We start from the raw sequence: 21,215 nt of genomic DNA, 5'->3' as shown, positions 1-21,215 counted from the left end.
GGCCGGTCCGTCGCGCACCGCGGCTGCCGTGCCCGGTGCCCCGCGCCTCGGCGGCCGCGGGCGGTCAGTGAGTCGGGGACAGGGTCGAGGACGGGGACGGGGTGGAGGTCTTGGGCGGTCCGGGGGCCTTGGGCGGTCCGGGGGTCGTGGACGGTCCTGGGGTCTTGGGCGGTCCGGGAGGTGTGGTCGGTCCGAAGATCGGGTCCCCCCAGCCGTCCCGGACCGCCGCCACGAACCCCGGCTGCCCGGACAGCACCAGCAGCTGCGGCAGCGGCACGGTCGGGTCGCCCGGCTGCGGTCGGGCGCCGGCCCGGACGAACAGCAGGACGTACGCCAGGTCGTCCGGGGTGACGATACGGAGCTGGGCCTCCCGGCCGCGGTGGGCGGCCGACAGCGGGTGCAGCGCCCAGACCGTCGAGCCGTCCGGCAGCTTCATGCCCACGCAGTCCTCGCCCTCCGGATTCATCGGGCCCCAGGCGTTCGAGCGCGGCCCGCACGGCGAGTCGGTGCCGCCGGACGGGCCGGCGGGACCGTCCAGGCGTCGGCTCACGGTGACCGTGCCGCCGTCGGTCCTGGTCAGCAGGAAGTCGTTCGCCGTGGCGCCCCGGAAGACCTGCACGATGTCCTCGGGCGGGTGGGCGCGCAGCAGGGCGAGCAGGCTCAGGCTGCCGTCCGCGGCCGGGCCGCCGGTGGTCGGCCTGCCCGGGGTCGTGCTGCCTGGTGCCGTGCCGCCCGTCGCGGTGCCGCCCGTCCCGGTGACCGCCGGGGACGGCGGGACGGACGGGCTCGGCATGGCGGACGTCAGGCCGGGCGCGCTCGCCGCCGGGAGGAACTCCCGGCCGGACCCTTCCACCGGGGTCCGCCCGCGCACCGCCCAGCCCGCCGTGGCCAGCAGACCCACGGCGGCCGCGGTCGCGACCGTCGCCAGCAGATGGCGCCGGCGGCGCAGCCGTGCGCCCGATCGGCGGACCTCCGGCAGCAGTGCCGGGGGAGTGGCCGGCTCCGGCTGGTCCAGGACCGTGCGGAACAGTGCGCCCATGTCGTCGGCGTCGAACGCCGGATCGTCCCCGTTCAAGACCGCTTTCCTCTCGTCTCTCGCTCGTCCCGGGCGGCCCGTTCCGCCCCTGTGTCCGGTTTTCGGCGCCCCGGCCCGCGCGTCCGGCCGGGGCTCGCCCGGCTCGGCCCGCCGGTCCGGACCGGCTCAGCTCGCCGCGATCTCCCGCAGCGAGTCGCCGAGGATCACCCGTAGCTGGGCCAGCCCCCGGCTGGTGTTGGACTTCACCGTGCCGGTGCTCTGCCGCAGGGCCGCCGCCGTCGCCTCGACCGACTGGTCCTCCCAGAACCGCAGGACCAGCGCCGCCCGGTAGGCCGGGGTGACCTGCGCGAGCGCCGCCAGCAGGGCCAGCCGGCGCTCCGGGTCCGCCGGGGCCGCGGCCCGGGGACCGGTTGCCGGTGGCTCCGGCAGGTCCGGTGCGGGCACCTCGTGCGAGCGGCGCAGGCGCCGGGCGTCGATGTAGGTGCGGACCAGTGTGGTCCGGGCGTAGCCGGCCGCCGCATCCGGGTCGCGCAGCCGGGTCCAGCGCGAGTACAGCTTCACCAGCGTGGTCTGCGCAAGGTCCTCGGCGAGGTGCCAGTCGCCGCAGAGCAGGTAGCCGGTGCGGCGCAGCGCGGCGTACCGACCCGCGACGAACTCGTCGAACGACTGCTCCTGCTCCGGTGACATGCGGCCTCGCTGTTCCCCTGGACTCCCCGGCGCGTGTGGTGCGCACCCTCACCCGGGTACACGGGGCAGGCGCCGCGAAGCGTTGCGTCCGCTCCCATAAACGCCCTGACCTGCGCGTCAATCGGACATTGATTCGCTTCTGATCGACTGCGGGCACCTTGGCTGGGGTGGTCCTCACCGGCCGCCACCACCCGTCCTGCCCCAAGCCGTGAAGAGAGTGCCATGCCCATCCACCTGCTGCCCCAGCCCGCCCCCGCCGTGCCCGCGCAGGGGCAGTCCGGCGCCGACCCCCTGGGCGCGGACGCGCACGGGCGGACCGCGGACGACGACCTGACCACCGTGCGGTTCGCCGGGCTGCGGCTGGTGCACGCCGCACTGCGCCGGGACCTCGCCCGGCTGCCCAACGCGCTGCGGCTGCTCCAGCCCGACGAGGAGGACAAGGGCGAGGCGCTGCTGCGGCACTGGACCTTCATGACCGCGATGCTGACCTGCCACCACGAGCAGCAGGACACCAGGATCTGGCCGATCGTGCGCCGCTTCGCGCCGGAGCTGCGGCTCCTGCTCAACTGGCTGGAGGCCGACCACCACAACCTGGACCACTCGTTCACCCGGGTCACCACGCTGGTCCGGATCGCCAGCCGGGACACCGGCAGCGCCTGGCCGGTGGCGTACGCGATGGAGGACCTGGCGGCCCGCCTGGAGACCCATCTGCGGATCGAGGAGCGCCAGTTGCTGCCCCGGATGGACCGGGTGGTCGCCGACGGCTCCCGGCTCGGCGGCCTCGGGGAGCTGCTGGACCTGCTGCGTGCGGCGGACGGACCGGGAGCGGCGGACGCGCTGGCCTGGCTGCTGGACGGCGTCGAGCCGGCCGCGGTGGAGCGGCTGCTGGCCGAGTGCGACGACGACGTGGCCCGCAACTGGCCGCACTGGCAGGCGACCTACCAGCGCTGCACCGCGCCGCTGTGGGGGCCGGTCGGCGAGTCGGAGGGCGACCTGGGGATCATGGTCGACTGACCGTCGGGCGTTTTCGCGGGCCGTTGATCTACGCGCGTGGCATGAGCCTGCGGCATATGCTGAGGAGTGTCGGCCATCGGTCCATCGGTCAACTCCCGGCTCCCCCTAGGGGATTCGACCCAGCACTCTCAGGGTTCGGCCACCCGGCCGATCCGGGCCGCACCAGGGCAGGCCTCCCGCCGACGGCCGATGGCTGGCTGTGTCCGGGCCACTACCGTCGAGACATGACCACAGCGAGCAGCACTCCCAAGGCCCACCGCACCAGCCTCCGGACCCGCTTCCGCATCGGCTCGGCGATCCTCGCCACGGGTGCCGTCCTGACACTCGGCGCCGGACTGGCCGCCTGTGAGGGCGGAGTGGCGCTCTGCCTGGACGACCACAAGTGCACCGTCGGCATCAAGACCGACGGCGCCGACGCCTCCAAGACCGTCAAGGTCTTCGGCGGCGACAACCCGATGAAGATGACGATCGGCCACATCACCGACAGCTCGGCCGAGGTGACGATCGGCGACACCAGGAAGACCGTCGACAAGGACTCCGAGACCGCCGTCGGCAACGTCCGGGTCACCATCCGCAAGGTGGACAAGGGCGACCACTTCGCCGAGGTGCACTTCGAGCGCGACTGACCCTTCCCCGGCGCTCACCCCGCCCCCCTCCACTCTCCTCGGTTCTTCCGACCTTCCCCCTCCCTTCGGCTTTCCCCCCTCCCTTCGGCTTTCCCCGGTTCCCCTGGGCCGCCCGGGCCGCCTGGGGCCCCCGGTGCTACCGTCCCGCCGGTGACCTCTCTGCTGCAACCCCCGCTGATCACCCGGCTGCTGGCCGCCGAACGCATCCTGATCGCCGGAGCCGGCGGCGGATTCGACGTGTACGCCGGGCTGCCGATCGCCCTCGCCCTGCGCGCCGCGGGCAAGGAGGTCCACCTCGCCAACCTCTCCTTCACCCACCTCTACGGCCTGCCGCTCGACGTCTGGGCGGAGCCCGACGTGGCCATGATCCGGCCGGACACCCCCGCCCCCGAGGGCTACTTCCCGGAGCGCACGCTGGCCCGCTGGCTGCACCTGCACAGGATGCCCGACACCGTCTGGGCCTTCCCGTCGGCGGGCGTGCAGCCGCTGCGCGACGGCTACCGGGCGCTCGTCACCCGGCTGGGCATCGACGCCGTCCTGCTGGTGGACGGCGGCACCGACATCCTGATGCGCGGCGACGAGGTCGGACTCGGCACCCCCGAGGAGGACATGGCCAGCCTGGCGGCGGTGGCCGGCCTCACCGAGGTGCCCGAGCGGCTGGTCGCCTGCCTGGGCTTCGGCATCGACGCCTTCCACGGCGTCAACCACACGCTGGTGCTGGAGAACCTCGCCGCGCTGGACCGGGCCGGCGGCTACCTCGGCGCCTTCTCCATCCCGCGCGACAGCCGGGAGGGGGCGCTCTACCTGGACGCCGTCGAGCACGCCCGGGCCGCCTTCCCCGAGCACCCCAGCATCGTCAACGGCTCGGTGGCGGCGGCCCTGCGCGGCGAGTTCGGCGACGTCCGGTTCACCGAGCGGACCAAGGGCAGCGACCTGTTCGTCAATCCGCTGATGGCGATGTACTTCGGCGTCACGGTGGAGGCGCTGGCCGCCGAGCACCGCTACCTGGACCGGCTGGAGCGCACCGTGGTGACCCGCCAGATCGCCACCGTCATCGCGGAGTTCCAGGACGAGCTGCCCCGACAGCGGCCGCCCCGGCAGTTCCCGCACTGAGACCGTACGGGCGGCCACCGGCCACCGGCCACCGGCCACCGGCCACCGGCCACCGGCCAACGGCCGGCGGTCAGGAAGCGGCGAGCCGGAACTCCAGGTTGCCGAACCGCACCTGGTCGCCCGGCCGGACCCGGACGCCGCCCGCGATCCGGCGCCCGTTGACGTGCGTGCCGTTGGTCGAGCCGAGGTCGTACAGCACCCAGCCGCCGTCCTCGTGCCGGAGTTCGGCGTGGTTCCGGGAGACCGAGGCGTCGTGCAGCCGCAGTCCCGAGCCGGGGAGCCGGCCGATCGTCAGCAGCCCGGCCCCGGTCTGCGGCAGGCTCAGCCCGGGCAGCCGCTCGGTGCGCCAGGCCCGGTTCAGCCGGTCGCCGAAGGAGGAGACCCGGCCGACCGTGCGCAGCACGAAGCGCTCGACCGGCCCGCCGGTCGGCAGCCCGGCCACCGCCGCGTCCAACTCGCCGCGGCTGGTGGCCTGCAGGACGATGTCCATCCGGCCGAGGAAGGTCTCGTGCGAGAGCCGTCCGCTGCCCGCGCCGTCCTTCAGTACCCCGAGCGCCTGGTCCCGTTCGGCGTCGGAGGGCCGGACCCGGCCGGTGGGGAGCTCAGGAGGCGTCATGGCCGAATTGTCGGCTCGGCCGGCTCGGGCTGTCCAGATCACGCCGTGCGCGGGCGCGTGGTTCGTACGTCACGGCAGTCCAGACGCCCTGTCCGGCCGCGCGGTTCCGCGCCGTTCCCGCAGGCCGTACGGGCCGTCAGGCCTTGCGGGCGGCGGCCAGGATCTTCTCGGTGGTGTGCAGGAACCGGGAGGTGACCGAACCCCCGTAGGCCTTGCCGAACATGTCCTTGGTGACCCACTTGCCGTCCCGCAGGTGGATCACGAGGTACGCGGCCCCCGGGTCGGCGCCGAGAACCTCGACGTCGCCCTTGGGCGTGCGGTGCGGTGCGGCGAGCTCGGCGGGCAGCGGCTCGGAGAGGAAGGCGATGACCAGCCGGACGTCCGGTGTCACCTCGACGCCCCGGAACGGCTCGGCGGCGAGCAGTTCGGCGACCTCGTCCACCGTCCGCAGCATCACCGGCACCGGGTAGCCGAGCGACCGCTCCAGGTGCTCCTCGATCCGCCGGGTCAGCGCGGCACGGCCGGACGCGGTGGCGGACCCGCCGTCGGACCCGCCGGTGGTGAAGAAGACGTTGCCGCTCTGGATGTACGAGCGGACGTTCTCCAGACCCAGCTCGGCGAAGAGCGCCCGCAGCCGCTCCATCTTCACCGTCCGGCCGCCGACGTTGATGGCCCGCAGGAAGGCGATGTACGTGGTCGTGGTGGTCACCCCGCCAGTGTGGCACCGGCCTGCGACAACGACGTGTGACAACGACGTGTGGCAACTGTGTGTGACGACGGCCCGGCCGGTGCTGCGCGGCCCCGCTGCGACGAACGGTGGTCGTCAGCACCGGGTGCCAGACTGGCGCCATGGCTACCTGGCAGGATTTCGAGCAGGAGGCTCCCGATCTGGCGCCCCTGGTGCGGGCCCGGTTCGAGGCCAACAAACACCACGTCCTGGCAACGCTGCGCAAGGACGGTTCGCCCCGGGTGAGCGGGACGGAGGTCGAGTTCGTCGGCGACGACCTGTGGCTCGGGTCGATGTACGGCGCGGTCAAGGCGCGCGACCTCCAGCGCGACGCCCGCTTCGCCCTGCACGCGCACCCGGGGGACGAGACCATGGCCGGCGGGGACTCCAAGGTCTCCGGCCGGGCCGTCGAGATCACCGACGAGGCCGAACTCGCCGCGTTCGCCGCCGATCTGCCCGAGCCGCCGCCCACCCCGTTCCACGCCTTCCGGCTGGAGCTCGAGCAGGTGGTGCACACCGCCGTCGAGGGTGAGCACCTGCTGGTCCACAACTGGCACCCGGGCCGGCCGGTGGAGCGGATCCAGCTCCACTGACCGGCCGGGTCCCGGGCTCGGTCCGGGCCCTACGGCAGCACGGACCTGAGGGCCTCGGGGGTGCGGGCCACGACGGCGTGCCCGTCGTCCGCGGTGATGATCGGGCGCTGGATCAGGATCGGGTGCTCGGCCATCGCCGCGATCCAGCGGGTCCGCTCGCCCGGCTCCCGGGGCCAGTCCTTCATCCCCAGGTCCTTCGCGGCCTGCTCGTCGGTGCGGGTGATGTCCCACGGCTCCAGGCCCAGGCGCCCCAGCACCTGCTCCAGCTCGGCCGCGGTCGGCGGCTCCTCCAGGTAGCGCCGCACGGTGTACTCGACCCCGGCGTCGTTCAGCTCGCCGAGCGCCGCCCGGCACTTGCCGCAGCGCGGGTTGATCCAGATCTCCATACCGGCCAGCCTACCGAGCCGCCGGCACCGGTCCGGGTGACCGTGCGCCGACGCTCGGGAGCGACGTCGGGCCCGGCTCCGCAGGACGGGACGTTCGGCCGTTCGTGGCTGGGCCGTCCGTGGGAGAGCATGGAGGGACGAAACCGACCATTCCGGACTTATCCTCCCGGAACGGCCGCCAGCCAGGAGGTCCCGCCGTGCCCACAGCGCCCCGCCCGTCGCGCCCCGCCGCGCCGGAGTCCCGGGTGCCGCGCTGGGTCCCGTGGCTCCCGGTCGTCCTGCTGGTGCTGGACCTGACCGCCGAGGCCGTCGTCCCGGACGCGGTCGCCGCCGGCTTCCTGCTGACCGCGCTGCCCGTGGTGGCCGCGTTCAGCTACGGCCCGGTGCTGACCGCCGCCGCCACCGGCGGCTCCCTGGCGCTCCAACTGGTCCTGGCCCTGCGCGCGGGCCACATCAACGAGCAGCACCACGTCTGGGTCTACATCGCCACCCTGCTCTCCGGCGTGATGGGCACCGTCCTGTCGTGGCAGCGCACCCGGCAGAACCGCAATCTGCTGCAGGCCCGTACGGTCGCCGAGACCCTGCAGCGCATCGTGCTGCGGCCGGTGCCCGAGCGGGCCGGCGGACTGCGGGTGGCCGGCCTCTACCGCTCGGCCCAGGCCGAGGTGCTGGTCGGCGGGGACCTGTACGAGGTGTGCGACACCCGTTTCGGCGTGCGGGTGCTGCTCGGTGACGTCCGAGGCAAGGGCCTCGGCGCGGTCCGTACGGTCGCCGACGTCCTCGGCGCGTTCCGGGCGGCCGCGTACGACACCCCGGGGCTGGTCGAGCTCGCCGACCAGCTGGACCGCGCGGTGCTGCGCGACGCCGCCGACCGCGGCGACGACGAGCTGTTCGCCACGGCCGTCCTGCTGCAGTACCGGCCGGGCTCCGACTGCGTGGAGATCGTCAACCGCGGCCACACCACCCCGCTGCTGCTGACCGGCGGCACGATATCCCCGGTGCCCTGCGCGGACGAGCTCCCCCTGGGCCTGGGCCACCTCGGACCCGCCGAGGAGCGCGGCAAGCCGACCATCGTCGCCCTGCCTCCCGGCCACACCGTGCTGCTCTACACCGACGGCGTCAGCGAGGCCCGCGACGCCGCGGGCGCCTTCTACCCGCTGGCCCCGCGCCTCGCCGCCCTCGGTACCACCGTGCCCGACCGGCTGGTCTCCTTCCTGGCCGAGGACGTCCACCGGTACGCCGGCCTGCTCGCCGACGACCTCGCCGTCCTCGCCCTCACGCCGGAATGACCCCGGCCCGCACCGGGGGCGGTGCGGGCCGGGGTCAGCGCGTCACAGCCCCGCGAGGGCCGCCACCACGAAGCGTTCGCAGTGGATGCGGCGCCGTTCGATCCCGGCGTCCGCGAGGAACGAACCGACCGTGGCGACCAGGCCCGCCGGTCCGCACAGGTAGTACTGCAGCTCCGGGTCGGTGGTGGCGCAGCCGGCCGCCGCGATGAGTTCCGGCAGCCGCTCGGGGTCGATCCGTCCGGTGCGCAGCGGGTCGGGCCCCTGCTCGCGGGAGAGGACGTGCAGCACCGTGAACCGCTCGGCGAAGCGGTGCCGGAGCTCGGCCAGCTCGTCGGCGAACAGCACGCTCGCCGACGTGCGGTTGCCGAGGATCAGCGCGAACTCGTCGCCGCGCCGCAGCGCCGCCTCGGCCATCGCGAGCACCGGGGTGATGCCGGAGCCTGCGGCGACCGCGAGGTGACGGCGGCCGGGGCGCAGGCGGAACCGGCCGGTCGGCGGCAGGACGTCGACGGTATCGCCCGGGCGCAGCCGGGCGTGGGCGAACTCGGCGAAGCCGCCGGGGCCGAGCAGCTTGACCGCGATCCGCAGCGAGGCCGGGGCGCCGTCGTCGGCCGGCGGGGCCTGGCAGATCGAGTAGGAGCGGCAGGTCTCCTCGCCGTCCGCGTCGATGCGTCGGACCATGACGTACTGGCCCGGCTGGTACCGGAATTCGTCCCGGACGGCGTCGGGGACGGCGAAGGTGACGGTGACCGCGTCCTCGACCGGCCGGCTGATGTCCTGGACGGTGAGCGGGTGGAAATCCTGGCTACTCATCGGTCTTCCTCGGTTGCTGGTTCGGGTCGGGAGGACTTCAGGCCGCGGCGGCGGCTTCGGCCGGGCGGGCGGTGACGGCCTGCCCCTGCAGGGGACGGAACAGCAGCAGGTACGCGACGACGGCCAGTGCCGCGACCGCGAGGAAGAGCGTCTGCACCGGCAGCCACCCCCCGACCACCGCGACCAGCAGCCCGGAGAGCGGCATGGTGCTCTGGTTGAGCAGCACGATCAGGCTGATCACCCGGCCGCGTTCGGCTTCCTTGATCCAGTGCAGGCGTTCGATCCGGATGAAGACGTTGAAGAGCCCGCACAGCCCGATGCACAGGCCGTAGCCGAGCACGTAGAGCGGGAAGAGCGGGGCCACGGTGATCAGCGTGCCGCCGACGGCGATCCCCACGAACGACACGATGCCGATCCGGTAGACCGAGACCCTGCGCAGCAGCCACGGCATCAGGAAGAAGGTGGCCAGCGAGAGCGATCCGACCGTCATCTGGAGTGAGGCGAAGACGCTGTCGCTCTGCCCGAAGTGCCCGACGGTCAGGGCCGCGCCGGTCGCCGTGGCGATGCCGACCATCAGGTTGACCGTCATCGTCAGCCCGACCAGGGAGAGCAGGACCGGCTCGGCCCGCAGGCTGCGCACGCCGACCCGCAGGTCGTGCAGCACACTGCGCCGCTCGGCGGCAGCCGTGGCCGAGCTCGTGCCCGCGGCATGCGCACCGAGCCCGCGCAGTGCGAGGACCCCGCAGGCGCTGACGGCGAAGACCGCCGCGGCCGCCCAGAGCAGGTCGGCCGGACGGATCCAGATGAGCAGGGCCCCGCCCGCCGCCGGCCCGAGCACGCCGGAACCGCTGTTGATCATCTGGAGCAGGCTCTGGGCCTTGGCCAGGTCCTCCTTCGGCACCAGCTGCGGCACGGTCGACTCCAGGGCGATGAACGCCTGGGCGTAGCAGAAGGCGCACAGCGCCATCAGTGCGGCGGTGAGCTTGAAGGTCTCCCCGGGCCACTGGCCCAGAGCCAGCACGGTGAGCAGGCAGGCCGTGGCCCGCAGGATGTCGGCGGTGGTGTAGAGCCGGCGGCCGCCGACCCGGTCGGCCAGCAGTCCGGCGAGGGGGAGCGAGGTCAGCCGGGGCAGCCATTCGATCAGGAAGGCCAGTCCGGACATCGTCACACTGCCGGTGGCGTCGTAGACGATGAGCGGCACCGCGAACTGCAGCAACTGGTCGCCCAGCGTGGAGAAGACGCGCGAGCCCAGGAAGACCCCGATGCGCCAGGTGTACATTCCGCCTCCTCGGGACGGTTGCGGTGCGCCCTGACGGTGCGTCACCGGATGATGGTCGGTCACCGCCTTCGGAGGTCGGTCACCGCTCCTGGAGCGACGGTCACCGCTCCTGGAGCGTGATCCGCGCCTCGATCGCGGCGGCGAGCCCGTCGAGCCGGTCCACCAGGGTCTTGGCGTGGTCCGCGACCAGGACGATGTGGCCGACGAAGCCCGCGTTGTCGGTGATGCCGGCGCTCACCCGGTCCGAGGGCGACGCGGCGAACGCCGACCGGTGGAGCGGGATGTCGAGCGAGTCGGCGAGCTTGAGGACGTCGGGCAGCGAGGCCAGGACGCCGTCGCCGGGAGCCCGCAGCATGCGGATCCCGCTGAACGCGCGCGGCTCCGGACGGCCGGGCCGGAACTCGCCGGTCACCGCCCAGTGCAGCCATTCCCGCCAGGGGTCGAAGTCCTCGAAGGACAGCCTGGCGAGGTCCCAGATGTGCATGCCGGCCGGGCGCATGTTGGTCTCCACCGCCGAGACGCCCTCCTCGCGCAGGAACAGCTCGTTGTGGAACGCGCCGTTGCCCGGCGAGACCAGCTGCCGGACGTGCTCGCCGGCCCGGTCCAGGGCGGCGGCCTGGTCCGGCTCCAGCGGGGCCGGCACGATCTGCTGGATCTCCGCGCGGAAGCGGTCCTGGGTGGTGTGCTTCTCGGTGAGCCACCGGGTGCCGCCGACGAAGTCCCAGCTGTACTCCTGGGCGTCGCGCACCAGCGTCTCGACCAGCACGCCGGAGTCGTGGTACGGCGCCAGCGCCGCCCAGATCTCCGGGCACCGGGTGAGGTCCGAAACCACCTGGCAGCCACGGCTGTTGCCCTCGTTCGCCGGCTTGACGAACGCCGTGCCGCCGAGCCGGGCGACCGCTGCCTCGAACTCGCCGAGGGAGTGGGCCGGCAGGCTCAGCAGCGGCTGGAACCCGTCCGGGTGCGTCGTGGTGGCGGCCTCGAGCCCGCGGTAGTGCCGCTTGTCCAGGCCGGCCGCGGCCTCCTGCGGTTCGGCGCCGGGCAGCGCGAAGTGCCGGGCCAGCCACGCGCCGAGCGGGACGCCGCGGTCCGAGAAGGGCAGGATGCCGATCGGCCGCAGGCCGAGCCGGCGCAGTTCCTCGGCGATCGGCCGGGCGGCGTCGGCCGACTCGACCGCGCCGAGCGGGGCGACCAGGACCACGTCGGCGGCGGCGTGGTCCTGCGGCTTCGCCTGCTCCGTGATCAGCACGATCTTCGCCCGGTAGGTGCCGTGGCAGAGGTCGCGCAGTTTGGCGACGTCGTAGATCCGGGTGTTGTTGTATCCCGTCACCACGAAGCACGGGTTGCTCATCGCTGCTCCATGACTGCCTGCTGGGTGAGGATCTCGCCGAGGGTGTGTCGCACCTCGGCCGCACTGCCCTGCACGAATCCGGACAGCGGCGTCGCCGCGGTGGCGTAACTGATCCGGCCCGCGTGCGCGGCGGGGCGGGTGTTGCGGACGAAGGAGTGCAGCCGCTTCCCGTACCGGTCCGGGTCGAATTCGATGGCCGCCTGCTCGGTCCGGTGGTGGCCGGGGAAGACGAACCAGCCGTAGTGGTCCTGCGCCGGGCGCGGCTCGATCTGCCCGGTGTCGCCCCAGAGTTGGTAGCGCAGGTCGGCCTGGTAGAGGTCGATGCCGGTGCGCAGTTCGAAGGTCTCCGCGACCCCGGCCCCGCCGATCCGGCTGGCGGTCTCCAGGAAGAGGAACCGGCCGTCCGGCTCGCGGATGGCCTCGAAGTGGAAGCAGCCGTTGCGCTGCCCGAGAACGGCCAGGGTGCGGCGCAGCAGCTCGACGGCTTCCGGCTCGTCGGGCGTCTGGGCGGAGCCGAGCGGGCTGCCGTGCGCGTAGGCGAGGCAGTCGCCCACGTAGACGCTGCTGACCAGGGCCGCGATCTCCCCGTCGCGCAGGCAGCCGTCGAGGTGCCAGATCTCGCCGGGGACGAACTCCTCGACGAAGACCTCCTCGGGATCCGGGCAGGCGTCGAGCCGGTCGAGGATCCGGTCGGCGCCGCCCAGTTCGATGCCGGTGCTGGACGCCTCCAGCCGGGGCTTGATCAGGAACCTGCCTTCGCGCGGCGGGTTGCGGCGGAACGCCTCGACGCTGCGGAACGCGGGCTGCGGGACTCCGGCCTCCTCGGCGAGGGTGCGCATCAGCCACTTGTCGCGGACCGGGAGCACGGCGTCCGGCTGGTCGCCCGGGATGGCGAACTTCTCCCGCAGCAGGGCGGCCGGCAGCAGGTCGTACTCGGAGCGGGCGATCAGCCGGTCGGCGTCGGCGAGCCAGTCGCCGTGGCGCTCGATCATGGCCTGGATGTCGTGCGTGGGGACGCCGAGCAGGCGGCGTTGCGCGTCGGCGGGCAGGTCGTCGAAGCCGTCGGGGGCGCTGAGGTAGCGAACGGTGTGCTGCCGGTGGTCGATCGCCAGGTCGTAGCGGATCTTCCGGAAGGGGATCCGGTGCAGGATGACGATGTTCACGCGCTGTACTCGATTCTGAGGTGCGACTCGCTCTCGCGGAGGAACTCGTCGAGGGCGTCCGGGCTCAGCGAGGTGACGTCCCACAGGGCTTGGCCGACGAAGATCTCCCGGTCCACCTCCGGCAGTTGCTCGCCCTCCTGGACGAACAGCCTGTCCTCCACCAGGTCGACGGGTACGGATCCCCGTGCCACCCGCGCGACCCGCCGGCCCGGCTCACCGAAGAAGACCCGGAAGAAGGTGCGGCGTTCCTCGCTCGCCACCGGCTCGACGGTCCGCCCGAGCAGCTGGTCGATCCAGAGCTCCAGGACGTCGACGCCGCAGTGCCGCAGCGTGCTGGCCACGATGTACGCGCCGCCGATCCGCGGGTTGACCTCGACGATCTCCCAGCCGCGGCCGCGCTGGAACCTGGCCTCCACGTGGTAGACGCCGGTGTCCACGCCCAGGGCCAGCAGGCAGCGCTCGACGTGCTCGACGCCCAGCCGCACCTCGGCCTGGTCGAGGGACCGGGGCGGGCAGACGCAGGCGTTCTCCAGCGTCGTGCGGCCGGACTGGCGCATGTCGACCTTCTCGTGCACGGCGTGCACGGTCATCACGCCGTCGCTGACGCTGGTCTCGAAGCTGCACTCGACACCGTCGATGAACTCCTCGACGATGAACGACGGTTCACCCTCGAAGACGCCGGCGTAGGCGCGGTCCGCGCAGGCCTGCTGCCAGAGGGTGTCGAGTTCACCGATGTCGGTGAGCCGGTCGGCGCGGAAGGCGCCCATCGAGGCGAGCCCCTCGCGCGGCTTGATGAAGTAGCGCGACCTGTCCTCCAACGCGTCGAAGCGCGCCTCGGTGAGGGGCCAGGCGGCCACCTGCGACAGCTCCTGGACGCGCAGGAAGGTGCGCATCGCCAGCTTGTCGCGCAGTCCCCGGACGGTCTCCTCCGACAGGTCGGGGGTGCCGAGCCGGCGGTTCGCGTACGCCATCAGCACCCGGTAGGCGTCCCAGACGGTCAGGCAGCCGAGCAGCCGCACGCCGTCCGCCGAGAGCTCCGCCAGGAACCGGTCGATGTCCGAGCTGCGCAGGGCGGGGTCGTCGGTGATCCGCACCAGCTCGACCTCGTCCTGCCAGGCCGCCTCCACCTCGCGGGTCGGGCTCGATGACAGCACGTACGTCCTGATCCCGCGGCGCTTGAGCGCGGCGGCCAGCGGCGGCACCATCGACATCAACTGGTGCGAGAGGATCAGGAATCCAGTTTTCTCAGCCACGTGAACGAATCCTCTTCTCGACCGCCCGGCCGCCCGCGGTGCAGCGGGCGGCCGGGCAGGGTTACCGAGTGGTCCGGGACGGCGGGGTTCAGGCGGCCTGGGCCGACTCGTCGCCGAAGCGCTCGTACAGGTCGACGAAGAACATCTTCAGCAGCTCCTGGATCTCGGCCAGGTAGCGCTTGATGTCGACGATGTCCTGCTCGCTCTCGATGAAGAGGCTGAGGATGTCCCACATGTCCTGGGTGTGGTCCTCGACCAGGTCGGTGTTCAGGTGGGAGGCCTGACCGACGATCATGTCCTTGCCGAGGGACTCGGACATCGCCTTGATCTGCTTCGGGGTGATCTTCTGGGTGGTGTACTCGACCAGGTAGCTGTAGCAGATCACGCCGAGCGGCTTCTCGTGCTCCGCGACGAAGTAGAGGTAGCCGGCCAGCAGCCGGGTGTTGAAGTTCGGCTCGGTGGCGAAGATCTCCTCCGCGGAGATGCCGACCTTCTCGGCGTCCTTCACGAACAGGGTGTCGTGCAGCATCTCCTCGTCCTGGTAGGCGGCGTAGAGCTGGGCCGCCTCGGCGTTGATGCGGGTGATCTTGTGCAGCGCGTTGGCCTGCGCGGTGCGCATCAGCCGGATGCGCCAGGCGTGCTCGACCAGCGTCTGCTTGTAGTAGCCGAGGTTGACGTCGCTGCCTTCCAGGTGGCGCGCGTAGGGAACGGTGGCGTTCCACTCCTCGATCTTCCCGTCCAGGAAGGTGTCGATCTCCTGCTTCGCCCGCTTGCTGTCCTCGGTGGACAGGAAGGGCTTGCGACGCAGCAGCGCGGAGTCGGTCAGGCGGTTCTTGTTCTCCATGATGGAATCCCTCCAGGGGGTTATTGACTGCTAGTTGATTTCGAAGAGGACGGCGTCGCCGTGGGCCCGGCTCTGGCAGGCGAGCCGCACCGCCGGGTCGTCCATTTCGATGAGCTCGAAGAGGCGCTCTTCATTGGGAGTTCGGGGCGACAGGTTGTCGCCGCCGCTCACCACGCGAACGGCGCAGATCCCGCACTTTCCGGACCGGCAACCGAAGGTGATGTAATCTCCCATCTCCTTCAGGTCGACGTGGCCCTCGAAATCCACACTCTCTTCGGCGTTGACAAATTTCAGATTCGGCACGATGAACCTCGGGTTACGGCCAGTCGGTGGTCAGCGCGGCCTGGGCCGCGCGCAGACTCAGCACCTCGTACAGGAAGCTGTTGACCGGGGTCGCCGTCGCCGTCCTGGCGCCGAGGCAGACCGCTGCTCCGGTCCAGGCTTCGAGCTCGGACGGCTTGCCCGATCGGATGTCGCGGTGCAGCGAGGAGATGCCGGCCGGGGGCTGCCGGTCCAGGAACGCCATGGTGGTGCCGACGATGTCCGCCGGCAGGCGGACGCCCATCGCCTCGGCGACCTGGTGGATCTCGGTCATGGCGTCGCCGAGCAGCCGCCGGGTGCCCGGCCGCGAGCGCAGCGCGCCGACCGGTGCGTCGGTCACCGCGCCGAGGCCCCCCAACGGCACGACGAAGAGGAACTTCGCCCAGAGGTCCGCCCAGATGTCCTCGGCGATCACCGGGGCCACCCCGGCCTCGCCCAGCGCGTCCCGGAGCCGCTCCACCCGCCGGGTGACGCGGTTGTCCCATTCGCCGAAGGTCAACGACCCGGCCGAACCGACGTGGTGGATCCGGCCGGGACTGTCGAGGTACGTGATGACCTTCGCGACGCCGGGCAGGACCGCGTCACGGCCGACGACCTGCGCGACCTCCTCGGGCGTCCGGACGCCGTTCTGTAAGGTCAGCACCGCCGTGTCGGGGCCGATCAACGGCCCCAACCCGGCTGATGCGGACGCTACTTGCCACGTTCTGACGCCGAGGAGAACATAGTCGACCCGGCCGATCTCCCGGGTGTCGGCGGTAGCCCGCACCGACCCCACGGAGAAACCCTCGGTCGGGCTCTGCACGGTGAGCCCGTGGCGGCGAAGTGCCTCCAGGTGCGCACCGCGCGCGACGAAATGCACGTCCTGCCCGGCCGCTGCGAGGCGGCCGCCGAGGTATCCGCCGAGGCCTCCGCTGCCCACGACCGCGATTCTCACAGCGCCTCCTCGTGGAGTTACGCGACGGGCGCGCCGCCCCACTGCGAATCGGCCACCACGACCGCGGCGCCCGAACGCCCGCCGTGCTCCTGACCGGCGGCGGCGAAGCCGATGACGGTCAGGGCGCAGACGGTCGCTGCGATCGCTGCGGCCAAACGGCGAACAGTGGACTTCGGCATAGCGGCCCCCGCACTTTCGAGTCAGCGGGGAGTCGTTTTCCCCGTTGCACCCATCCTGTCGAGATCCGACCCGCGGTGGCCAGCGGATTCGTCTGCACAAATGCGCGCTGCACTGTTGTGAGGCCCCCCCGAGCATCTTCACGAAGCCCACCTATGATGCACAATCATGCGCTGCACTTCTGTGAACCAGGGCCAAGCCTGCCCGAATACGGACAACCCGGATTACTCGGGTGGCACTGGATTGTGCGAAGCCGCGCTGCAGTTTTACCGAACTGCCGTGGCAGAGCACGCCGTTCCCCGCACGGACACGCCCGACTGCCTGATCACCCTACGGCTCATGGCGGAAAGCCGGGAAAACCCGGAGCTGGCCCACGCGCTGCCGCCGTCCACGGCCTCCGCCTTCGTCATCCGGCCGATGGAGCACAGGATCGCCGCGCTGGAGGAGACCGCCCGGTCCACCCGCGCCGCCTTCTCCGCCCTGGAGACCGTCTACGCGGACGCCAGACGGCGCGAGAAGCCCGGATACGCGCTGCTGCAGGGGTCCGAGACCATCAGCGAGGTGCTCGGCGCGGCGGTCGACGCCTGCCGGACCGAACTGCTCACCGCCCAGCCCGGCGGCGCCCGGCCGCACGAGCTGCTGGAGCGCGCCCTCGAGCACGAGATCCCCAGACTCCGGGCCGGAATGGTCCAGCGGACCCTCTACCAGCACGCGGTGCGCTCGGATTCGCCCACCATGTCCTACATCGAGCGGATCACCGAGGCGGGCGCCCAGGTCCGGACGACCGCCGAGGTCCTCGACCGCCTGGTGGTGGTGGACCGCGAGGTCGCCTTCATCCCCGTCCAGGACGAGCGGAGCACCGCCGCCCTGGAGATCCGCCAGCCCGCGATCGTCCGCTACCTGGTCCGGGTCTTCGAGCACGCCTGGGACCGGGCCATCGTCATCGACGGCTCCCTGCGCCGCAGCGCACCGATCACCTCCGACGTCCAGCGCGCCATCCTGCACGGGATCATCTCCGGCGAGACCGACGAGAGCGTCGCCCGCCGGGTCGGCATGAGCCGGCGCAGCGTCGCCGAACACGTCCGCAAGATCTCCGAGCGCCTCGGCAGCAACAGCCGCGCCCAGCTCGGCTACCTCATCGCCATCAACGGGCTCCTCGACAGCCTCGGCGACGCCCCCGCCCCACCCCGCCCCCACTCGTACGAGGCCGCGCCCCACTAGGGCGTTTCTTTCCGATCAGCGGATCGCTGGTCTGGTCGTGCCGTTGGCTGACGCGCAGCCGAGGACGTCGCCGAGGTGGGCCGCGAACGACGCCCGGACGGCGTCGGGCGTCATCTTCCGATCGTCGGTCAGGTGCGCCACCAGGTCGGCGCGGATCGCCGCCAGCAGCGCGTGCGCGGTGAAGTCCGGGTCGTGGACGCCGGGCACCCGCTCCAGCGCCGTACGCAGGACGTCGTGCCACCAGCCGTAGTGCGCGGCCCGATAGGGGCTGCCGAGCCCGGCCTCCTCCGCGGCCGCCATCAGGTGCCGATTGTCGATCTTGAACTGCAGTACGGCGTCGAGGAGGTCGAGCACCTGTTGCCGCGGTGAGGCCCCGGCCGCGCCCCGCGCCACGCGTACGGACTCCTGAAGGGGCTCCATCCGGGAGGCGATCACGGCGGCGATCAGACCGGTCCGATCGCCGAAGCGGCGGAAGAGGGTGCCCTTGCCCACGCCCGCCGCCGCGGCGATGTCGTCCATGGACACCGCGTGAGGGGCGTTGGTGGCGGCGAACAGAGCGTCGGCGGCGGCCAGGACGGCTTCCCGGTTGCGTTGGGCGTCCGCGCGTTCGGTCCGCTGGGTCACGGGTGTCCTCCCTGGTCTTCGACGGGTGGGGTGGGCGGGCGGTGAGGCGGGCAGTCGCGTCATCCGGCCAGTCGACGATACGTGCTGCCGAGCAGCAGACGTCGCCGGGGTCGGGGAGTCGCAACACCGGGTCGCTGCGGCGTCAGCTGTCGCGGGCCAGGTCACGTTCGACGAAGGCGCGGAGGCTTCCCGGTGCGCGCCCGGTGAGCCGCTCGACCGTGTCCGAGACCCGGTCTTCGGCGCCCTCCGCGATGGCGCGGTCCATGCCTGCCAGCATGGTGGCGAACTCCATCGGTATCTCGGCCGCCCAGCGGTCGCGCAGTTCCTCGAAGGTCAGCTGCCGGTGTACGACGGGTCGGCCGGTGACCTCGGCGACGGTCGCGGCGACCTCGTCGTAGCTCAGTGCCTGCGGGCCGGTGAGGATGAGGTCGGCATTCGGGGCCGGCTCGTCGACCAGGGCCCGTACGGCGACGGCGGCGATGTCGGCCGCGTCGATGAAGCCGACCCGGCCGTTCCCCGAGGCCGTCCGGATGACGCCCTCCTCCCGGATGCTGCGGGCGTGGGGCATGGAGCCGGTGAAGTTCTGCATGAACCAGGAAGGCCGGAGTGCCGCCCACTCGTCGAACAGGCCGGGCAGCGCCGCGTGCACCTGTCCTACGGCCGGGCCGCCCGCGGGGATCGCCGACGAGCTGAGCAGCACCGCGCGCCGCACGCCCACCGCGCGGGCCCGGCGCAGGAAGGGCAGCATGACGGTGGCCGGCTCCGAGGAGCCGATGGGCGGGACGAGGTAGGCGCGGTCGACGTCGGCGAGGGCCTCGTCCCAGGTGGTGGACTCGTGCCAGTCGAAGCGGACGGCCTGTGCGCCGTCCACCGGGGTGGCGGTCCGTCCGGCGGCCTTCACCCGATGGCCTTCGGCGACCAGTCCGGCGGTCACCCGGCGGCCGGTGGTGCCGGTGGCCCCGATGACCAGAGCGGCGCTCACCGGCCCGCTCCCGCGAAGTCGGCGCCGGGCTGTGAGACGGCGAGCGGGTTCCAGTAGTCGCGGTACGAGGTGATTCGCCCGCGCTCGACGGTGACCACGGCGATGTAGGTCATGTCGAAGGGGCTGTCGGTCTTCACCAGGCGGCCGACGCCGCGCATCTCCACCACGATCTGCTCGGGCGCGGTGGTCTGGTGGATCGTCACCTCGGGGAAGTCGTGGAGGTCGACGTGGTCGGGGTAGTGGCGCATGTACGTGCCGACCGCGGCCTTGCCCTCCAGTCTCGTGGGCCAGCCCTCCGGCGCGAAGGGGAACTCCAGGACGCCGTCCTCGTCCCACAGGTCCACCCAGGCGGGGATGTCCTTCTCCAGCAGCAGTCGCAGGCTGTGGCGGTACAGCTCTGCGGCCTCCGTCGGTACGGCCATGATCGTGGATTCCGTTCTGAGGAAGGTGGTCGCGACCGAGCCCGCAGCGGCCGGCGGCGCGAAAGCGGACCGTCGGTCCGCATGAGTGGAAGCATACGGACCGACGGTCCGCTTAACAAGGCCGAGCGTCGGCGGACGACCTCCCTCGCCGGCGCTCCCGTGGACGCCTGACCTGGGGGCGCGTTTATAACTGAAGCATCATTTATAAACGTGTTACGGTGGACGCGAAGGAGGAGGCACATGCCACGACCACGCACCACCAGCGACGCGGAGATCCTCGCGGCCACCGCCCGCGCCATCGGCGCGCACGGGCCGGGGAGGATGACCCTGGCCCATGTCGGGGCGGAGGCAGGCGTGTCGCCTGCGACTCTGTCGCAACGCTTCGGGTCCAAGCGGTCGCTACTGCTGGCGTTCGCGGCCGACGCCGCGAAGAACGCCGCCGAGCCCTACCGGCGGGCCCGGGCGGTACACGACTCGCCGCTCAAGGCCCTGCATGCGGCGGCGACCGAGTTCGCCGGGTACATGGCCACGCCGCAGGAGATGTCCAACCACCTCGGGATGCTCCAACTCGACCTCACCGACCCCGACTTCCGCACCCTGGCCGCCGCGCACACCCATGCGGTGGACGAGGCGCTGCGGGAACTGCTTGCCGAGGCCGTCAAGCGCGGCGAACTCGCCCCGGGCACGGACGTGCCGCGCCTGGCGCGCGCCGTGAAGATCACCACCGACGGGTCGCTGCTGCGCTGGGCCCTCACCGGCGAGGGGGAGCCCGCGGCCCTGCTCCACGACGACCTCGACCATCTTCTGGGGAGGACCCCATGACCTTCAGCGCCACCGTCTTCGTCGGCACCAGCCTCGACGGGTACATCGCCCGCCCGGACGGCGACATCGACTGGCTCGACGAACGCGGCCGGAAGGCCGGCGACCTCGGCTACACCGACTTCCTCGACACCGTCGACGCGGTCGTCATGGGCCGCAACACCTACGAGAAGGTCCTCGGCTTCGGCGAGGACGCCTGGCACTACGGCGACCGCCACGTCGTCGTGCTCAGCACGACCCTCCCCGAGGACGCCGACCCGCGGATCACCGTCCACCGCGACCTCGGCGCCCTGATCGCCGACCTCGACGAGCGCGGCATCAGGCACGTCTACCCCGACGGCGGCCGCCTGGTGCAGAGCTTCGTCCGCGCGGGCCGTGTCGACGCGTTCATCATCAGCGTTGCCCCCGTGCTCATCGGTTCCGGCCTCCAACTGTTCGGCGAGCTGACCGAGGACGTCCCCCTGCGCCTGGAGTCAGCCACCAGCGCCGGCGGGTTCGCCCAACTGCGCTACGCGGTCGAGAAGTAGCCGCACCCGCCTCGGCTGACCCACGCGGACACGTGGCGCCGTCGACCTCGTTCGCTGCCATTTCACATCGCGAGCCGTCGGACGGCCTATGGCGGGTCCGAAGACTGCGTTCCGCAGGTCGGAGGTGCTCTTACAGGTCGTAGTTCTGATCGAACATGTCCCTGACCTGCGGAAATGGGGGCCTCGCGGAAGATCATTTCACAACCGGTGCACACGCGGCGACCATGACGATGCTCGCTTGCTGTCACCCCACGCGACCGGCACTTCTGAGTTGCGCCCTACGAGCAAAAGTGGTGGGTGGCCCCGTAGGGGTGGAGAAACAAACTTTTTTTGTGGACGGGGGGGGCCATTCCTTTCGGGGTTCAAGCTGAACAGGGTTCCACTCAGCGGGGAGGTCT

The 21,215-nt window shown here is 72.0% G+C and carries 25 protein-coding genes; 8 read left to right on the top strand and 17 right to left on the bottom strand.

The genetic code is table 11. The annotated features are described in order from the left end of the window. Positions 1–64 precede the first annotated feature (64 nt). The gene (locus tag ACZ52J_RS24255; RefSeq protein WP_465621604.1) at positions 65–1,075 is read right to left on the bottom strand and encodes a hypothetical protein; all 1,011 of its coding nucleotides are present in this window, start codon (positions 1,073–1,075) and stop codon (positions 65–67) included. A gap of 126 nt (positions 1,076–1,201) precedes the next feature. Then, a complete protein-coding gene (locus tag ACZ52J_RS24250) occupies positions 1,202–1,723 on the bottom strand; it encodes a SigE family RNA polymerase sigma factor (RefSeq protein ID WP_465621602.1) in 522 nt (173 codons plus the stop codon). 222 nt (positions 1,724–1,945) lie between these two features. Here ACZ52J_RS24250 and ACZ52J_RS24245 point away from each other — a divergent pair, with 222 nt between their 5' ends. The 3 genes from ACZ52J_RS24245 (at position 1,946) to ACZ52J_RS24235 (ending at position 4,476) form a co-directional block, all read left to right on the top strand. Next, positions 1,946–2,737, top strand: coding sequence for a hemerythrin domain-containing protein (locus ACZ52J_RS24245; protein WP_465621600.1), 792 nt, complete (start codon positions 1,946–1,948; stop codon positions 2,735–2,737). A gap of 224 nt (positions 2,738–2,961) precedes the next feature. Beyond that, complete coding sequence (locus tag ACZ52J_RS24240; RefSeq protein ID WP_465621598.1) at positions 2,962–3,363, top strand: hypothetical protein; 402 nt, start codon at positions 2,962–2,964, stop codon at positions 3,361–3,363. Between the two features lie 150 nt (positions 3,364–3,513). Further along, positions 3,514–4,476 (top strand): DUF1152 domain-containing protein, encoded by a 963-nt coding sequence (locus tag ACZ52J_RS24235; RefSeq protein ID WP_360492596.1) that lies wholly within the window; start codon positions 3,514–3,516, stop codon positions 4,474–4,476. 70 nt (positions 4,477–4,546) lie between these two features. Here the strand turns inward: ACZ52J_RS24235 and ACZ52J_RS24230 are convergent, their stop codons facing one another. Together ACZ52J_RS24230 and ACZ52J_RS24225 are read right to left on the bottom strand one after the other, a co-directional pair. Continuing rightward, on the bottom strand, positions 4,547–5,092 hold the full coding sequence (locus tag ACZ52J_RS24230) for a DUF1707 and FHA domain-containing protein (protein WP_360492593.1): 546 nt from the start codon (positions 5,090–5,092) through the stop codon (positions 4,547–4,549). A 136-nt stretch (positions 5,093–5,228) separates the two neighbouring features. Further along, a complete protein-coding gene (locus ACZ52J_RS24225) occupies positions 5,229–5,801 on the bottom strand; it encodes a DUF1697 domain-containing protein (protein ID WP_465621595.1) in 573 nt (190 codons plus the stop codon). A gap of 140 nt (positions 5,802–5,941) precedes the next feature. Here ACZ52J_RS24225 and ACZ52J_RS24220 point away from each other — a divergent pair, with 140 nt between their 5' ends. Beyond that, entirely contained in the window at positions 5,942–6,412 is a 471-nt protein-coding gene (locus tag ACZ52J_RS24220) for a pyridoxamine 5'-phosphate oxidase family protein (RefSeq protein WP_465621593.1), read from the top strand. 29 nt (positions 6,413–6,441) lie between these two features. Here ACZ52J_RS24220 and ACZ52J_RS24215 read toward each other — a convergent pair whose 3' ends face one another. After that, a complete protein-coding gene (locus tag ACZ52J_RS24215; protein WP_465621591.1) occupies positions 6,442–6,798 on the bottom strand; it encodes an arsenate reductase family protein in 357 nt (118 codons plus the stop codon). Positions 6,799–6,995: 197 nt separating this feature from the next. On the opposite strand from ACZ52J_RS24215, the gene ACZ52J_RS24210 reads away from it, so the two are divergent. Next, complete coding sequence (locus tag ACZ52J_RS24210) at positions 6,996–8,087, top strand: PP2C family protein-serine/threonine phosphatase (RefSeq protein ID WP_465621589.1); 1,092 nt, start codon at positions 6,996–6,998, stop codon at positions 8,085–8,087. A 42-nt stretch (positions 8,088–8,129) separates the two neighbouring features. Here the strand turns inward: ACZ52J_RS24210 and ACZ52J_RS24205 are convergent, their stop codons facing one another. The 9 genes from ACZ52J_RS24205 to ACZ52J_RS24165 form a co-directional block, all read right to left on the bottom strand. Continuing rightward, positions 8,130–8,900, bottom strand: a complete 771-nt coding sequence (locus ACZ52J_RS24205) for an FAD-binding oxidoreductase (protein WP_360492578.1) — start codon at positions 8,898–8,900, stop codon at positions 8,130–8,132. Positions 8,901–8,937: 37 nt separating this feature from the next. Continuing rightward, positions 8,938–10,179 carry an MFS transporter gene (locus ACZ52J_RS24200; protein ID WP_465621587.1) on the bottom strand — a complete coding sequence of 414 codons (1,242 nt, stop codon included), beginning with the start codon at positions 10,177–10,179 and terminating at the stop codon, positions 8,938–8,940. Between the two features lie 100 nt (positions 10,180–10,279). Beyond that, positions 10,280–11,530: a hypothetical protein gene (locus ACZ52J_RS24195; protein WP_465621585.1), complete on the bottom strand. Its 1,251-nt coding sequence runs from the start codon at positions 11,528–11,530 to the stop codon at positions 10,280–10,282. Continuing rightward, the gene (locus ACZ52J_RS24190) at positions 11,527–12,693 is read right to left on the bottom strand and encodes an ATP-grasp domain-containing protein (protein ID WP_465621583.1); all 1,167 of its coding nucleotides are present in this window, start codon (positions 12,691–12,693) and stop codon (positions 11,527–11,529) included. The genes ACZ52J_RS24195 and ACZ52J_RS24190 overlap by 4 nt, the downstream gene beginning before the upstream one ends. Beyond that, positions 12,690–13,946, bottom strand: a complete 1,257-nt coding sequence (locus tag ACZ52J_RS24185) for an ATP-grasp domain-containing protein (RefSeq protein ID WP_465621581.1) — start codon at positions 13,944–13,946, stop codon at positions 12,690–12,692. Before ACZ52J_RS24185 ends, ACZ52J_RS24190 begins: the two co-directional genes overlap by 4 nt. A gap of 88 nt (positions 13,947–14,034) precedes the next feature. After that, a complete protein-coding gene (locus ACZ52J_RS24180; RefSeq protein ID WP_465621579.1) occupies positions 14,035–14,790 on the bottom strand; it encodes an iron-containing redox enzyme family protein in 756 nt (251 codons plus the stop codon). A 30-nt stretch (positions 14,791–14,820) separates the two neighbouring features. Next, entirely contained in the window at positions 14,821–15,093 is a 273-nt protein-coding gene (locus ACZ52J_RS24175; protein WP_465621577.1) for a 2Fe-2S iron-sulfur cluster-binding protein, read from the bottom strand. 13 nt (positions 15,094–15,106) lie between these two features. Next, positions 15,107–16,030 carry a 2-dehydropantoate 2-reductase gene (locus ACZ52J_RS24170; protein WP_465621575.1) on the bottom strand — a complete coding sequence of 308 codons (924 nt, stop codon included), beginning with the start codon at positions 16,028–16,030 and terminating at the stop codon, positions 15,107–15,109. A gap of 32 nt (positions 16,031–16,062) precedes the next feature. Further along, positions 16,063–16,200 carry a hypothetical protein gene (locus ACZ52J_RS24165; protein ID WP_465621573.1) on the bottom strand — a complete coding sequence of 46 codons (138 nt, stop codon included), beginning with the start codon at positions 16,198–16,200 and terminating at the stop codon, positions 16,063–16,065. Between the two features lie 361 nt (positions 16,201–16,561). Here ACZ52J_RS24165 and ACZ52J_RS24160 point away from each other — a divergent pair, with 361 nt between their 5' ends. Beyond that, on the top strand, positions 16,562–17,443 hold the full coding sequence (locus tag ACZ52J_RS24160) for a LuxR C-terminal-related transcriptional regulator (RefSeq protein WP_465621571.1): 882 nt from the start codon (positions 16,562–16,564) through the stop codon (positions 17,441–17,443). A 15-nt stretch (positions 17,444–17,458) separates the two neighbouring features. On the opposite strand, the gene ACZ52J_RS24155 is transcribed toward ACZ52J_RS24160, so the two are convergent. The 3 genes from ACZ52J_RS24155 to ACZ52J_RS24145 form a co-directional block, all read right to left on the bottom strand. Beyond that, positions 17,459–18,067 (bottom strand): TetR/AcrR family transcriptional regulator, encoded by a 609-nt coding sequence (locus ACZ52J_RS24155; RefSeq protein WP_465621569.1) that lies wholly within the window; start codon positions 18,065–18,067, stop codon positions 17,459–17,461. Positions 18,068–18,209: 142 nt separating this feature from the next. Further along, complete coding sequence (locus ACZ52J_RS24150; RefSeq protein ID WP_465621567.1) at positions 18,210–19,049, bottom strand: NmrA family NAD(P)-binding protein; 840 nt, start codon at positions 19,047–19,049, stop codon at positions 18,210–18,212. Further along, complete coding sequence (locus ACZ52J_RS24145) at positions 19,046–19,471, bottom strand: nuclear transport factor 2 family protein (protein WP_465621565.1); 426 nt, start codon at positions 19,469–19,471, stop codon at positions 19,046–19,048. The genes ACZ52J_RS24150 and ACZ52J_RS24145 overlap by 4 nt, the downstream gene beginning before the upstream one ends. Positions 19,472–19,711: 240 nt before the next feature. Between ACZ52J_RS24145 and ACZ52J_RS24140 the strand changes: the two genes are divergently transcribed. Further along, on the top strand, positions 19,712–20,293 hold the full coding sequence (locus ACZ52J_RS24140; RefSeq protein ID WP_360492567.1) for a TetR/AcrR family transcriptional regulator: 582 nt from the start codon (positions 19,712–19,714) through the stop codon (positions 20,291–20,293). Next, a complete protein-coding gene (locus tag ACZ52J_RS24135) occupies positions 20,290–20,817 on the top strand; it encodes a dihydrofolate reductase family protein (RefSeq protein WP_465621563.1) in 528 nt (175 codons plus the stop codon). Before ACZ52J_RS24140 ends, ACZ52J_RS24135 begins: the two co-directional genes overlap by 4 nt. Positions 20,818–21,215: the final 398 nt, after the last annotated feature.

The organism is Kitasatospora sp. NPDC034035, assembly GCF_055575755.1.
Note: the sequence above shows the minus strand (reverse complement) of the source record. Positions and strands in the feature narration are given on the sequence as shown.